The organism is Sorangium sp. So ce204 (assembly GCF_051526795.1).
In the GTDB taxonomy this organism is placed as follows: Bacteria; Myxococcota_A; Polyangia; order Polyangiales; family Polyangiaceae; genus Sorangium; species Sorangium cellulosum_B.
In genome coordinates this window covers 13124013-13137838 of sequence record NZ_CP150317.1, presented here as the reverse complement: position 1 = coordinate 13137838, position 13826 = coordinate 13124013, and the positions used below count along the sequence as shown (strand labels likewise).

General features: G+C 70.0%; 10 protein-coding genes and 3 pseudogenes. 6 read left to right on the top strand and 7 right to left on the bottom strand.

Features of this window, described 5'->3' with window-relative positions; genetic code table 11:
* Positions 1–66: 66 nt before the first annotated feature.
* The 4 genes from WMF22_RS49825 to WMF22_RS49810 form a co-directional block, all read right to left on the bottom strand.
* Positions 67–1179: an ABC transporter substrate-binding protein gene (locus tag WMF22_RS49825; protein ID WP_438034311.1), complete on the bottom strand. Its 1113-nt coding sequence runs from the start codon at positions 1177–1179 to the stop codon at positions 67–69.
* A 98-nt stretch (positions 1180–1277) separates the two neighbouring features.
* Positions 1278–2570, bottom strand: a complete 1293-nt coding sequence (locus WMF22_RS49820) for a S1 family peptidase (protein ID WP_438034310.1) — start codon at positions 2568–2570, stop codon at positions 1278–1280.
* Between the two features lie 94 nt (positions 2571–2664).
* Positions 2665–2970 carry a hypothetical protein gene (locus WMF22_RS49815; RefSeq protein ID WP_438034309.1) on the bottom strand — a complete coding sequence of 102 codons (306 nt, stop codon included), beginning with the start codon at positions 2968–2970 and terminating at the stop codon, positions 2665–2667.
* Between the two features lie 19 nt (positions 2971–2989).
* Positions 2990–3466, bottom strand: a complete 477-nt coding sequence (locus tag WMF22_RS49810) for a double zinc ribbon domain-containing protein (protein ID WP_438034308.1) — start codon at positions 3464–3466, stop codon at positions 2990–2992.
* A gap of 170 nt (positions 3467–3636) precedes the next feature.
* Between WMF22_RS49810 and WMF22_RS49805 the strand changes: the two genes are divergently transcribed.
* The gene (locus WMF22_RS49805; protein WP_438034307.1) at positions 3637–4134 is read left to right on the top strand and encodes a hypothetical protein; all 498 of its coding nucleotides are present in this window, start codon (positions 3637–3639) and stop codon (positions 4132–4134) included.
* A gap of 285 nt (positions 4135–4419) precedes the next feature.
* Here WMF22_RS49805 and WMF22_RS49800 read toward each other — a convergent pair whose 3' ends face one another.
* Entirely contained in the window at positions 4420–5385 is a 966-nt protein-coding gene (locus WMF22_RS49800; protein WP_437296854.1) for an NAD(P)-dependent alcohol dehydrogenase, read from the bottom strand.
* A 296-nt stretch (positions 5386–5681) separates the two neighbouring features.
* Here WMF22_RS49800 and WMF22_RS49795 point away from each other — a divergent pair, with 296 nt between their 5' ends.
* The 3 genes and pseudogenes from WMF22_RS49795 to WMF22_RS49785 all read left to right on the top strand — a co-directional run bounded on the left by WMF22_RS49795 (position 5682) and on the right by WMF22_RS49785 (position 8595).
* Positions 5682–6254, top strand: a complete 573-nt coding sequence (locus WMF22_RS49795) for a hypothetical protein (protein WP_437296853.1) — start codon at positions 5682–5684, stop codon at positions 6252–6254.
* Between the two features lie 90 nt (positions 6255–6344).
* Positions 6345–8018: pseudogene (locus WMF22_RS49790) on the top strand (RecQ family ATP-dependent DNA helicase); the annotation flags it as partial.
* Between the two features lie 124 nt (positions 8019–8142).
* The gene (locus WMF22_RS49785) at positions 8143–8595 is read left to right on the top strand and encodes a hypothetical protein (RefSeq protein ID WP_438037348.1); all 453 of its coding nucleotides are present in this window, start codon (positions 8143–8145) and stop codon (positions 8593–8595) included.
* Between the two features lie 20 nt (positions 8596–8615).
* On the opposite strand, the pseudogene WMF22_RS49780 reads toward WMF22_RS49785, so the two are convergent.
* Positions 8616–9482: pseudogene (locus WMF22_RS49780) on the bottom strand (LysR substrate-binding domain-containing protein); the annotation flags it as partial.
* Here WMF22_RS49780 and WMF22_RS49775 point away from each other — a divergent pair.
* Positions 9476–9919 (top strand): annotated as a pseudogene (locus WMF22_RS49775) (SDR family oxidoreductase); the annotation flags it as partial. The pseudogenes WMF22_RS49780 and WMF22_RS49775 sit on opposite strands and share 7 nt — an antisense overlap.
* A gap of 159 nt (positions 9920–10078) precedes the next feature.
* On the opposite strand, the gene WMF22_RS49770 reads toward WMF22_RS49775, so the two are convergent.
* On the bottom strand, positions 10079–10972 hold the full coding sequence (locus tag WMF22_RS49770) for a fibro-slime domain-containing protein (RefSeq protein ID WP_438034306.1): 894 nt from the start codon (positions 10970–10972) through the stop codon (positions 10079–10081).
* 391 nt (positions 10973–11363) lie between these two features.
* Between WMF22_RS49770 and WMF22_RS49765 the strand changes: the two genes are divergently transcribed.
* Positions 11364–13613 carry a bifunctional SulP family inorganic anion transporter/carbonic anhydrase gene (locus tag WMF22_RS49765; RefSeq protein WP_438034305.1) on the top strand — a complete coding sequence of 750 codons (2250 nt, stop codon included), beginning with the start codon at positions 11364–11366 and terminating at the stop codon, positions 13611–13613.
* Positions 13614–13826 lie beyond the last annotated feature (213 nt).

The window sequence follows — 13826 nt, the reverse complement described above, 5'->3', positions numbered from 1 at the left end:
GCCCATCTGGACTGCTCGCTCTCGAGCTTCGAGCGGCGCCTCCGGCAGGCGGAGCTGCGTGCTCTCTCAGCCGGCGTGAAGGATCCGAAAGCGATCGGGTTCCGCCGGATCTCGATCGACGACCTGGACCGGCGGCCAAGCCCACTGCCAGACGCTGATGCCTGGCGCGCGGGAGAACCGGATCTGCCCGCGGGTGCCTTCGACCGCGACGCGCGCCCAGGATCCGGCGGTGCGCGCCCGGTCCGCGCCGTGAGAACGCAGCACATCGGTGAGGACGGCGACCGTGTCGTAGCCCTCGAAGGCGACGAAGGAGGGCGCTTCGGCCAGCCGCTCGCGCAGGGCCGTCTCGACTCGGGCGCCGAGCGGGCTGAGGCGCTCGGGCAGGTAGCGCAAGAACGGGATCGCGGCGCTGTCGCCCCCCAGCAACGCCGCCCATTCGGCGAACTCCGGCTGCCCGGCCGGAGCACCCATCATGATCTCGGCGAGGCCCTGGTCGCGGCGGACAGACTTGACGATCGACACCGCCGGCTCCGGGTAGCCGACCAGAAGAAGGAGGGCTGTCGCGCGATTGCCGGCGAGCTCGTCGCACACGGCCGCGGGGGTGAGCGCGCGCATGTCGAGCTCGATGACGGTGCCGCCGCGTGGAGCGAGGTGGTCCCGCAGAACGCGGGCCCCAGACGCCCAGTAGACGCTCGAATCGGCTGCTACGGCGATGCGCCTGTGGCCCGCGCCGAGGAGGAAGTCCGCGTAGATCCGCCAGCCGTGGGACTGCGCCGGGGCGAGGCGCGCGACCCATTCCGTCGGCTGTTCGGTGAGCGCGTCGAGGACCGCTGACGAGCAGAGGAACGGCAGGCCGAGGGCGTCGGCCCTGGCGGCAGCGGCGCGAGCGACGACGCTGTGATACTCCCCCGCCAAGGCAGCCACGCCCAGGCGAGCCAGCTCATCGACGGCCGCCGCGGCCCGCTGTGGATCGGCCGCGGTGTCTCGGACCACCAGCTCGATGGGTCTTCCGGCGATCCCGCCGGCGTCATTGACCTCGCGAACGGCCAGCTCGAGTCCAGCGAGCAAGTGCCGGCCTGCCTCGACCCAGCCGGGCCGACTCAGCGGAACGAGAGCGCCGAGCTTGACGGATGATCCGTCGGTCCGCTCCGCTTCAGGTGGCGACAGTGGCGTAGTCATGCGTTGGCGTCACCCGTGTAACGATTCGTTACACCATACCTGCCACGCAGAGTAGCAAGGCCCGATAGCACGGGTCCATCCATTCCGCGCGCTCGCTCCTACAAGCGCTCGACGAGGTAGCTCCGGGCCTTGTCGTCGAAGTTGTGGGCGGCGAGGTTCGCGTCTGCCGTGAAGACGCGCTCCTCGGCCGAGTACCGCCAGAGCCCGTCGTAAAGCGTCACCCGGAAGCCGGGGGGGACGCGGACGGAGCTGACCGCCTGGTCCCATGGGCTGCTGATAAAGTAGCTGGAGCCGACGCCGTAGATCATCGAGTCGCCCGAGTAGTTGGCGTTCTTGTAGAAGGTGACGACGTCGAGCTGCGGGTCCGAGGCGTTCGAGACGACGAGGCTCGAGATCGCGTCGTTGAAGCCCGCGGCCAAGAGGTCCGTGTCCGAGGTGAAGATGCGCACCTCGCCCCCGAAGTTGTGGTGGATGAAGGCCGTGACCCGGAGCCCGGCGGGGACCTTGATGGCGCTCGCGCGGTTGTCGCCGATGACCGTCAAGTCCGAGAGGTTGTGGTGGCCGATCCCGAGGCCCTGCGAGATGCCGGAGAAGTTCGAGAGATCGTAGAGCACGACCTGGTTGCTGGGGTGGACGGTGGGGCCGCCGGCGATGGTGGCGTCGATCCAGGCGCGGTGGCGCGCCACGTCGACGCCGGTGACCGTCGCGTGCAGGTTCGAGCCGTTCTGCCCGTTCGTGGCCGAGAACACGGCGACCTGATACCCGTCGACGAACCACGGGCCACCGGAGTCGCCGCTCCAGCCCGCGCCCGTCACGCCGTTCGCCTTGAGCTCCTCGACGGAGTGCCAGCCGTTGATGTTGATGGTCGCCTTCTTGAGCGACGGCGCCATCACCAGCGGCGTGCCCTCGCTCCCCCAGCCGTAGGCCGTCGCGTCGCTGCCGATCCAGGTCGACGTCGCCCCGGCGAGCTGGACGAACGGGCCATCGGCGTCCTCGGTCAGGTGGAGCAGCGCGATGTCGGCCGCGGCCGAGGGCACCTCGACGGCGTCGACCTCGATGCGCTGACCGCTGCCGTACGTGTTGCTGCCGACGCGCACGGCCGACGTCTCGCCCTCGTCCGCGATGCAGTGCTGCGCGGTGAGCACCCAGCGCGCCGCGACGAGGGTGCCTGTGCACTGGTAGAAGTCGCCCGTGCTCCGCACGTCGTAGAGCTGCACGGCCCAGGGGCTCGCCTCGGCGAGCTCGCCGCCGATGATCGCGGACGAATGCGACCCCAATGCATCGAGCGTCTCGTCGGACGCGCCTTCAATCGAGCAGCCCGTGGAGAGGCCGAGCGCGGCGCCCGCGCACACCACGAGACCAAGCGGATGACCAAGTTCTCTCTTCTTCATTCTGCCTCCACATCATGATTCTGTTCAGACGATCGTTCGCGCCGACGGAGTCCGCCTCCGCCAGGAGCCAGCGCTCGTCAGCCATCAGAAGCGATCAGAGCGACAGGGCTTGTGATTGCGTCGTGCCGAGCTCGGCGACGGCATCTCCAAGCAGACCCATGGGGGCACCAGGCTGAAACCGGTGAAGGGGCAGCCGGAGCGGCAGGCCCGGAGGCGAGCGTACGAAATCCGCCCGCGACGGCTCAAGAATCGCGCCCAGAGTATGCTGCGCTACCCGGAGCGGCGCCAGGCGGCGATCTGGAACAGCCGCGTTCGAGGCGTGGAACAACGAGGCGGCATCGCGCCGCACCTCGCGCGCGCCGGCAGCCACCAGCGACGCCTTGACCCCCTCGGACGTCACCTCCGGCGGACGCGATCGATCAACGATACGGTCCCTGCCGCGGCGCCTCACCATCGAGCGCCGACACGTGCTCGTCGAGCCCCTCGAGGTCCTTCACGTGCCACTCGACCAGCATGCAGCCCGCGCAGATGTACGCCTCGAGCTTGCCGACCCTCCGGCTCCTCCAGATGCTCGGCTGCGCGATGGCGAGCTCGCTCCCCCCGTTGGCGTCCGCGTCCAGGACCTTGGGCGCGTGGAGGATCTTCCTCGCGCCGCACGCGGGGCAGCGGAGCTCGTCGCGCATCGACGCGGATCGCCGCTCGAGCAGCGCCTGGACCTCGCGCTCGAGCCGCCCCACCCGCTCCTCGAGGGAGCGCTCCGCCGGCGCCCTCGCGGCGTGGGGATCGGTGACGGGATCCGCGACGGGCGCGCTCGCGGCGCGGGGGAGCCGGGCGCCGCAGCCCGGGCAGAAGACATGGGCCTCCGGGTTCGAGCGGCCGCACGTGGGGCAGTGCATGCCGACAGGATACGGGCGATTTCCCGCCCCTCGTGTCAGAAAAGCGGTCGCGCTCTCCGAGCGGGGAGCTCGGCGAGCCCCTTCTCCGCGAGGGGCTCGCACGAGGCGCAGCTGCCCGAGTGGCGCGAGCGACCAGCCTGACCCGAGCCCAGGAAAGACAGCGAGAAACCATGTCTTGGTTCAAGAGAGAGAGGCGTTCGAAAGGCGACCCGCAGGCGAAGGGGAGAGGCGCGGAGGCGTTCCGAGAATACCTGGATGAATACAAGCGTGAGCTTCTGACGCTCATTGCTGAACGAGAGTTCTCCAAGCGTGCGGCCGAGCCTCTCGCGCCGTGGCTCTGCTACCATTTCCCTCTCCAGTTCGATCGGCGGGAGCTCGACGCGCGGGGCGTCGACTTCCTCGTCTACGCCGAGAAGGACAGCTTCTTCTGGCATACGCTGGACGGGGCTGCGTGCATGAAAGCGTTCCTCGCGCATTTCAGGGCGCTTCCTCTCGATGGTCGAATCGCGTACTTCAAACGCTTTGATCTGGGGCCAAGCTGGGTAGACCGAGAGGCGTGGTTCGATCTGGCGTTCGATGACGAGCGGGTCGGCGATCCGGACTACGACCTGGCGCACGCCGAAATCTTTGGGCCGCGCTCGACACGCGGTGAAGCGCCCCGCAGCTAGTGCGACCAACAGGCTGAAATCGCCTGAAAATCGCAGAAATTTCGAACCGCCAAGGCGCCATGAGACGCCAAGATATTTGTATTAGTCTCATGGCGTCTCGTGGCGCCTTGGCGGCTAATTTCTCGCTTGAACGACGTGCTCGGCGCTCCAGAACATCGAAAAAGCTACGGGAATCACCGCCATTGATGAGATGGCGGCCCGGGTCGTTCACGAGACGATCGGTCGCCTGCTCGGGCTGCCGGTGGCACCGGAGCGGTCAGCTAGCCTGGACCGAACGAAGGCCTCTCACGGGATGAGCTTCAGCACCACGTTCCCCGTCTTTTGTCCGGACGCGACGTAGGCATAGGCCTCCTGGATCGCATCCAGGGTCACGGTACGGTCAATGACGGGCCGAACGTGGCGCTCGGCAACGAGCCGGCCCATCACCGCCAGAAACGCCTTTCGGTCGACGGGTATCGGGAACACGACCCGCTGTCGGCCGAGCGCGGGCGTGATCAGCGCCAGGATTGGATTCTGCCAGCCAGGTCCGGGCTCCGAGGAGACGTACACGCCCCTCGGGGTCAACAAGCGCTTGCAGGCGCCAAACGTGCTCTTTCCGACCGTGTCGAACACGTAGTCATAAGCCTGCTCGTCCCGGGTGAAGTCCGCTTCCTCGTAGTTGATGACCCTGTCGGCCCCCAGCGACCTCAATAACTCCAGGTTCCTGGTGTTCCCCACCGCGGTCACGGTGGCGCCCCGGTACACGCACATCTGCAGGAGCGCGGATCCGATCGCCCCGGTAGCCCCGTTGATCAGCGCGCGTCGCCCCTTCTCGAAGGCCGCTCGCTCGAGGATGCTGTGAGCATACCAGGCGCCCTCCAGCGAGGCTGCGGCCTCTTCGAAGCTCAGGCCGGTGGGCATGCGCGCGACCGAGTCATCTCCAGAGATGACGAGGTACTCCGCGTGAGACCCGACCCCGAGGTCGTTGATCCCCCAGACATCGTCGCCGACCGCAAACCCGCTGACGCTCGCGCCGACCGCCTCCACCCGCCCCGCGAAGTCGATACCGAGCGTCCTGGTCCTCGGCCTGCGAAGACCGGTCACGAACCGCATGATGAACGGGTGAGCCGAGAGCAACGCGAGGTCGGTGCGGTTCACCGTGGCTGCGTGGACCCGAACCAGCAGCTGGTCATCGGCCGGCGTGGGCACTGCCACGTCTTCGATCCGGATGACTTCCGGTGTGCCATACCGTTCCCGTCGGGCGGCTCTCATGGGTTAGTGATACCGGACGTAGCTGAGCGTGTCCATGATGCTCATCGTGGGCAGCCAAGCCGCCCGCGGTCGTGCTCCCGGCCTCGGCGCTCCAGAACATCGATCAGGTTTGCCGTTCTAGCCGTGCTTCGGCTGACGCGTCGAGGCCGTTTGCAGAGGCGCGGTAGATTGGCAGGCTTCTGATCAATACCGAAGTGCGCCGTCCGTCGCGACGGGACCCATCGCCGCCATGAACGTCACCAGGATAAGGTCGCAGGTTGTCTTCGGACGCGAAGGTGCTATCCTGTTCTCTCATCATGGACGTTATCTTTCGACGCACCGGCGAGCGGCGGTACGCCGTCGTCGTGGAGGTCGCCGGCAAGCAGCCCCAGGCGATGGATCCGGCGCCTGGGTTCGACGACCACATTCCGCACGACCTCGTCCACTACGTCGTGGAGGCCGAGCTCGGCTTGACGTCGGGCGTCTTCGGTCGTGCCGCGAGCGGCGGCGGCACCTTTATCTCGGCCGCGCCGGGCGACCGGAGCCCGCGCGAACGGGCGCGCGAGCGGCGCAAGCAGCTGCGCCGGGAGACATCGCTTCGCAACGCGGACGAGGGCAGGCAGCACGACATGGTCACGTCGGAGCGCCTCGCCGCCGCCTGCGACCTGATCTGGAGGCGCCGCCAGGGGCAGCGCCCGGATGCCTCGCGGCCCGCGCCGCGCGCGTCGCTCTCGGGCGAAGATGCCCGGCGAGTCGATCGCGTCGTCGTCCGGCTCGAAGAGCTGGCGCCTCTGTGGAACCAGCTGCCGGTGGGCGGTGAGCTCGCCTTCACATGGCCGAGCGTCGTGCCGAGGGCTCCAGGCCGGCGAGACGAGCGCCGCGTGGGCTGATATCGGTGATGTCGGTTCCGCGGGAGAGCCGCTCACTGACCCGGGCTTGTCGCTGTGTTCCTCGGCGCGAGCGAGGTGTAGGATGCCCCCTTGAACCAGCCCACACCATCCGGCCCCGATCTGCTCGACGTCCTCGAGGCGCGGTTCGGCTTCCGCGAGCTCCGCCCGGGCCAGCGCGCGGTCATGGATGCCTTGCTCTCGGGCCACAGCGCGCTCGCGGTCTTCCCGACAGGCGGCGGCAAATCGCTCTGCTACCAGCTCCCCGCGCTCCTGCTCGACGGGGTCACGATCGTCATCTCTCCGCTGATCGCGCTGATGAAGGATCAGATCGATTTCCTCAGCGCGCGCGGCATCGCCGCGGTCCGGCTCGACTCGTCGCTGTCAGCCGACGACGCGGCGGAGGCGCACAGGGATCTGCGCTCGGGCAAGACGAAGCTGCTCTATGTCGCCCCCGAGCGGTTCGTGAGCGAGCGGTTCATGGCGCTGCTGAAAGAGCTCAAGATCGCCATCTTCGCGGTGGACGAGGCCCACTGCATCTCCGAGTGGGGACACAACTTCCGCCCCGACTACCTGAGGCTCGCGGACACCGCCCGGGCGCTCGGCGTGCCGCGCGTGCTCGCGCTGACGGCCACGGCGACGCCCGGGGTCGTGCGCGACGTCTGCGCCACCTTCGGCATCCGCGAGGAGCACACGGTCATCACCGGCTTCTACCGGCCGAACCTCGAGCTCCGCGCGACGGCGGTGAGCGCGACCGCGCGCGACCGGGTCCTGATCGAGCGCCTGCGATCCCGGCCGCCCGGCTCCACCATCGTCTATGTCACGCTCCAGAAGACCGCCGAGCACGTGGCCGAGGAGCTCGCTTCTGCGGGGCTGCCGGCGCGCGCGTACCACGCCGGGATGGAGGCGGCGGAGCGCGCGCGCGTGCAGGACGACTGGATGCAGAGCGACCGCGGCATCGTCGTCGCCACCATTGCGTTCGGGATGGGGATCGACAAGCCCGACGTGCGTTATGTCGACCATTACAATCTCCCGAAGAGCCTCGAGAGTTACAGTCAGGAGATCGGCCGCGCCGGCAGGGATCAGGCGCGCTCGGTGGTCGAGGTCTTCGTGTGCGGCGACGATCTGCCGGTCCTCGAGAACTTCGCCTACGGCGACACGCCGACCGAGGACGCGCTCCACGGGGTGGTCGGCGCCGTGCTCGCCGCGCCCCAGGTGGAGCTCGGCCTGCACGCGCTGGGAACGCGCCACGACGTCCGGCCGCTCGTGCTCCGCACCGCGCTGACCTACCTCGAGCTGATGGGCGCGGTCCGGCAGCTCACGCCGTACTACGCCGGCTACGAGGTGCGGCTCCACCGCAGGCTCGAGGAGGTCATCGCGTCGGTGAAGGGCGAGCCGGCGCGGTTCCTCGAGGCGCTCTTCGGCCATGCGAAGAAGGGGCGAGTCCTGTACGCGATCGACCCGGCCGCCGCCGCCGCCGCGCTGGAGCAGCCGCGCGAGCGGGTGGTGCGCGCGCTCGAGTACCTCGAGCGGCAGGGGCTCGCGGAGCTCAAGGTGTCGGACATCCGGCACCGCTTCGTGCGCGTCGCCTCGACGGACGACGCGGGCGCCCTCGTCGGCGAGCTCCTCGCGCGCTTCGCGAGGCGCGAGGACGCCGAGATCGGGCGCGTGCGGCAGGTGATCGAGCTGCTCACCTCGGAGCGCTGTCACGCCGCCGCGCTCGCCGCGTACTTCGGCGAGCGCCTCGACGCCGCGTGCGGGCGCTGCACCTTCTGCCGCGCCGGCGTCGCCGTGACGCTGCCGGAGCCGGCGCACGCGCCGCCCATGCCGGTGGGGCTCGACGTCGCCGCGTTCACGGCCCTGCGCGCGGCGCACGCGGGCGCCCTGGGCCATCCTCGCCAGGCGGCGCGTTTCCTCTGCGGCCTCTCGAGCCCGGCGACCACCCAGGCCAAGCTCGCGCGCGATCCGCTCTTCGGCGTCCTCATCACGCGCCGGTTCGCCGAGGTGCTCGACTGGTGCGCCGGGCTCCCCCGCCTCGCCGGCGCCGCAGCGGCGACCTGACCGAGGCCAGCTCCGCCTCGGCATGCTCGACACGCTGCTGGCGATGATCGAGACAGGCGAGATCGCCCACGACCAGACCCGAATCGAGCTGCTCGCGGCCATCACCGCGATCCTCGACGCCGGCCGCGCGGTGGACGACCTCCGCCGAGACGTCACCGCCGAAGACATCGCCGCGAGCCTCATCGGCATCTTCACGGTGGCCCCCAAGCCCCAGCGAGAAGCTCTTGCCAGTCGCCTGTTGGACCTCCTCATGGACGGACTGCGGCCTCCCGTCCGCCGGTAAGAGCCGTCAGCCTCCCGGGTTCATTTCGGCTTCGCGGGAGAGCCCTTCTTCCCTCCCACGTCTTCGTCCCAGTACGGCGTCCCGAAGGCGGTGACGAGATGGTCGGCGAGCGCGCGGAGCTTGGCCGAGGGGCGCCGCCCCTCCGTGTGCGCGATGAAGATGAACTCGGGCTCGGGCTGGGCGCCGACGTCGATGACGCGCAGCTCACCTGCCCTGAGCGCCGCGCCCACGATGAACATCGGCAGAAGAGCGACGCCGAGGCCGGCGACGGCGGCGTCCCGCATCATGTCGCCGTTGTTGACGCGGAGGCCGACGCGCGCCCGCACGAGCACGGCGCCGTCCGGCCCCGGGAAGCGCCAGTCGGCGATGCCGCGGTTCGTGTAGAAGATGCCCCGATGCGTCTCCAGCTCGGCGATGGACGCCGGCGCGCCGTGGCGCGCCAGGTAATCCGGCGAAGCGACGAGGACGCGCTGGCTCGGCGCAAGGCGCCAGACCACGAGGCGCGAGTCGACGATGGGCCCGTGCCGCACCACCGCGTCGTGGCCGGCGGCGGCGGCGTCCACGCGCCGGTCATCCAGATCGAGCGTCAGCTCGATCCTCGGGTGCTGTAAAAGGAAGGGGTAGAGCGCCGGGCCGAGGTGCATGCGCCCGAAGGTCACCGGCGCCGACAGCCGGAGGGGGCCCGCCAGGGTGCCGCGCCGCGCGGCGAGATCGGCGGTCGCGTCCTCGACCTCGCGGACGATCCGGACCGCCCGCTCCAGGAACGCCGCCCCATCTTCCGTGAGCGACAGCTTGCGCGTGGTGCGGTGGATGAGGCGCGCGCCCACGCTCTTCTCGAGCTCGGCCAGGCGCTCGCTGACGACGGACTTCGACAGGCGCCTTTCGCGACACCCTCGCCGTGAACCTCACCGGCGCGTTCCTCGGCGCCAAGCACCAGATCCTTGCGATGCTGAAGCACGGCGGAGGGTCGGTCATCTTCACCTCGACCTTCGTCGGCTACACCGTCGCGTTCCCGGGCACCACCGCGTACGCCGCGAGCAAGTCCGGCCTGATCGGCTTGACGCAGGCCCTCGCCGCCGAGTTCGGGCCGCAAGGCGTGCGGGTCAACGCGATCCTACCGGGCGCCGTCGACACCGCGATGTACCACGAGGTGAACAGCACGAAGGAGTCGCAGGCGTTCATCACGAGCCTCCACGCCCTCAAGCGCGTCGCGACCCCGGAGGAGGTGGCCCGCTCCGTGCTCTACTTCGCTTCGGACGACGTCTCCTTCGTCACCGGGACCGCCGCGCTGGTCGACGGCGGCCTCTCCATCACGCGCACCTGACGCGAGGAGGCGAGGGGGAGTCGAGGCGAGGAGGCGAGGGGGAGTCGGGGCGAGCCCCGCCGGGCCGAAGTGAGGAGAGGCGGCCGCGCGGGCTCCTGCGCGCTTGCGGACACAAGCTCGCGACGTGCACCACCGAGGGGGGTCAGCGGGCGACCGAGCTCAGTTGACGACCGGGGTGAAGCAACCGATCGACGTGTCGATGCGGAAGTTCGACTCGGTCGTGTGGCGCTCGGCGAAGAAGAAGTCGAGCGTGTAGCTGTTGCCCGGCGTGATGCCGAACTCCTCGGCGCGCGCGTCGAGGTCGATGGTCGCGCTCTCCGGCCTGTGAACACCGCCCAGATCGATCGCGAGGTGGCCGTTGATGAAGGTGAAGAGGTCGTCGTCGCCCGAGAAGGTGAACACCTCGCCGCCCTCGTATTCAAACTTGGTGCGGAGCTCGAGCGTGAAGTGGTAGTTGTGGCTCCGGTCCTCGTTGCCAAACCCCATGTCGTCGATCGGGAAGAAGTCGGTGCTGTCGTACGTGGACGTGCCATTCCCGTTGTCGGCGAGCGGGATCGATATCTGGACGGCGGTGTTCACGTCGGCCACGTCGCGGAACCACTGATCGAAGGCCTCCTTGCCGGTCGTGGTCCGCGTGCCCTCGCTGTCGCCCGCATACACCGGCTTGCCGTCCGCGCCGAGCTGAGCCTCCACGAGGCCCCGGTCGCTCCCGAACCGGCCCGCCTCGAAATCAGGGTGCGTGTCCTTGAAGTCGCGGGCGATCGCGATGAGATCGCTGCCGCACGGGTCGTCGCCCGAGCTCGGGTCACCGCCCGAGCTACCCCCGATCTCGCCGAAAGAAGGATCTTGCCCGAAGTCGCCGCCGCTCGCCGTCCCGGAGCCGCCGCTCGCCGTCCCGGAGCCGCCGCTCGCCGTCCCGGCGCCGCCGCTCACCGTCCCGGAGCCGTGGGAGGCAGCGTCACCAGCGTCGCTGGCCCCTCCTGCACACGCGGTCGCCGCCACGAGGGTCACGCACGCCGACACCGCCACCACCATCCGCCGATAAGCCATCATGTCTCGCCCCTTTTCCCGACCGCCAGAAGCCATCGAACCCGCACGGGACGACGTCGGAGGCCCCACGTCGCCAGCATCCTTCCCGGTGGGCAGCGGTGGGTCGAACGGGTCAAAAATTCTTCGACAAAAAAGCTCGGCGTCCCCGGCCGCAACCCCGGAGACCTTCTGCATCAGGAGCAGAAAGTTCAAACGTATCTGAAGCTCGTCATGGCCTGTCTACGCCGCGGGACGTGGCCCTCCGCGCAGGAGCTCCAAGGATTGCCGCCCTCGTCGACGCTCACCTGCGCGAGCCGATCGGAGACGCCGACCCGCGAGCGCACTTCGACCTTCCACCCGGCGCATCCTTCCGGGCATCCTGCGCGCCATGGGCGATCGGCCGAGGCCGTTGCTGATGCCGCGGCCAGATCTCGGCCTGCGCGCGCTCCTCCCGGCATGGCGCGAGGCGTCTCGCCGCGCGACGCGGTGGAGCGACGTCATCGCGGGCGCCGCGGCCCTCGGCCCCTCGTTCGCGCTCGCGCTGCTCGCCGCGCACCACGCCGGGCTCCCCCCTGCGGCCGCGCTGACCTGCGCCGTCGTCGGCAGCGCCGTGGTCGCGCTCTTCGGCGGCACGACGCTCGGCCTCGCCGGGCCAGGCCTCGCGATGGGCTTCGCGCTCGCCGACGTCGCCCGCGACTACGGGGCGGCGCCCCTCGCGCTCGCGGGCGCGATGTGCGGCCTCTCTCAGCTCGTCGTCGGGGTGCTCGGGGTCGGCCGCTTCGCTCGCCTCGTGCCCCTCTCCGTCGTGCACGGCTTCGTGCTCGGCCTCGGCGCGCTGCTCGTCATCCAGAGCCTGCCCGACGCGCTCGGGCTCGCGGCGCCCGCGGACCTCGACCCGCTGCGCGCGCTCGACCACATCGGCGCCAACCTCGGCGGCGCGCGCGCCCCGGCGCTCGCGATGGCCATGCTCGCGGGCGCGGCCACGTGGCTGGGCGCCCGCTACGCGCGGCGCGCCCCGGTCGCGCTGCTCGCGATCGCGGCGTGCACCTGGGTCACACGACGAGCGCACCTGGATCTCCCCACGCTGTCCGATATGCCGTTCGCGCTGCCGCTCGGCCCGTGGCCCGGCGAGCCCGCGCACGGCGTGGCGCAGTTCGGTCGGGCCGCGCTCGTCCTCTTCGCGCTCGCCTCGATGGAGACGCTGCTCTCGGCGAGCGCCGAAGAGGAGCGCGTGCCCGGCGCGCGGCCCGACCTCGATCAGGAGATGATCGGCTACGGGCTCGCGAACATCGTCCTGTCGCTGCTCGGCAGCGTCCCGGCGGCCGGGTCCATCGCCCGCTCGTCCGTGCTGCGCGCCGCGGGCGGCGTCCACCGCGCCGCCGCGCTCTTTCATGCCCTCGTCGGGGCGGCGCTCGTCGCGGTCGTCCTGCTGGTCGATCGCTCCGTGCCGCTCGCCGCGCTGGCCGGCGTCGTCATCGCGATCGCCGCGCCGCTCCTCGACTTCCGGCCGCTCGTCGCGGTCTATCGCGTCTCGCGCTCCGGGGCGGTGGTGCTCGTGGCGACCGCGCTCGTGATGATCTTCGGCGGCCTCTTGCGCGGGATCGAGGCCGGGCTCCTGGCGACGCTGGCGCTGGCCTTGTGGCGAATCGCTCGCTTCCGCGCGGCGGTCCACCAGGGCAGCGCGGGCGCCCCGCACCAGGTCAACTTCAGCGGCCCCATCACGTTCCTCGTGGTGCTCGAGCTCGAAAAGACGCGCCGGCGCCTGGCCGCGCTCGACCCGACGGCGGACGTGATCCTCGATATCCGCGGCGTGCTCGTGATGGACCTGACCGGCTGCGAGCGCTTCCTCGCTCTCGTGACCGAGCTCTTCGATCGCGGCGTCCGCGTCGTCGTGCTCGGCGCCTCCCCGGCCTGCCGAGACAAGCTGCTCGCGGCCGATCGCAGGAAGATCCTCGACGGACGCCTGGCCATCACGGACCGCGACGTCGACGCGATCCTCGGGCGAGCGCGCGCGTTCGAGATGCGCGCGCAGGTGGTCGCGAACCTCGAGCGGTTCCGGATCGAGGTGCGCGAGCACTACACGCCGCTCTTCGACCAGCTCGCCGACGGGCAGCACCCTCATACGCTCTTCGTGACGTGCGTCGACAGCAGGATCACGCCATCGATGCTCACGGGCACGCACCCGGGCGATCTGTTCATCGTGCGCGCCCTCGGCGCGATGGTGCCGCCCCCGGGCGAGTCGACGCGGCCGGGCGAGGGAGCGGCGGTCGAATATGCGGTCGGCGTGCTGGGCGTGCGCAATATCGTGATCTGCGGGCACTCGTCCTGCGGCGCCGTGAAGGCCGCGAAGAGCGGAGAGGTGCCTGACGAGCTGCCGACGCTCAGGCGCTGGCTCGCGGAGATCCCGGAGGCGTCGGGCGATCTGTCGGGGTACGCCGACGTCGATGAGGCGGCGCGCGCCGTGATCGTGCGCCAGCTCGACAACCTCCGGCGGTTTCCGCTGGTGCGCGACCGGCTCGCGAGCGGTGAAATCGAGCTTCACGGCTGGTTCTATGACGTCCGTCAGGCCGAGCTCTTCGAATGGGACGAGGCCAAGGGGGCGTTCGCCGTCATGGAGGGTCGTGGCGCGAACGAGGTTCGCTCGGAGCCACCGCCCTTGCGCTGAAGGACATCGATCGACTCGCCAGACGTTCGGCCATGGATCTCTCCTTCCCTAGTGCAGGGGGGACTCAGGAATCCCCGCGGCTGCACATCTTGCCAGGACGTCAGATTGGGCCTGTGCTTTGCGACACCACGGACTCGAGCGTCTTGCGAGGTGACAAAGCCGAGAGCCTCGCGGTGCGCGGCGCAATACCGGAACATTGACCGATGCCTCGCT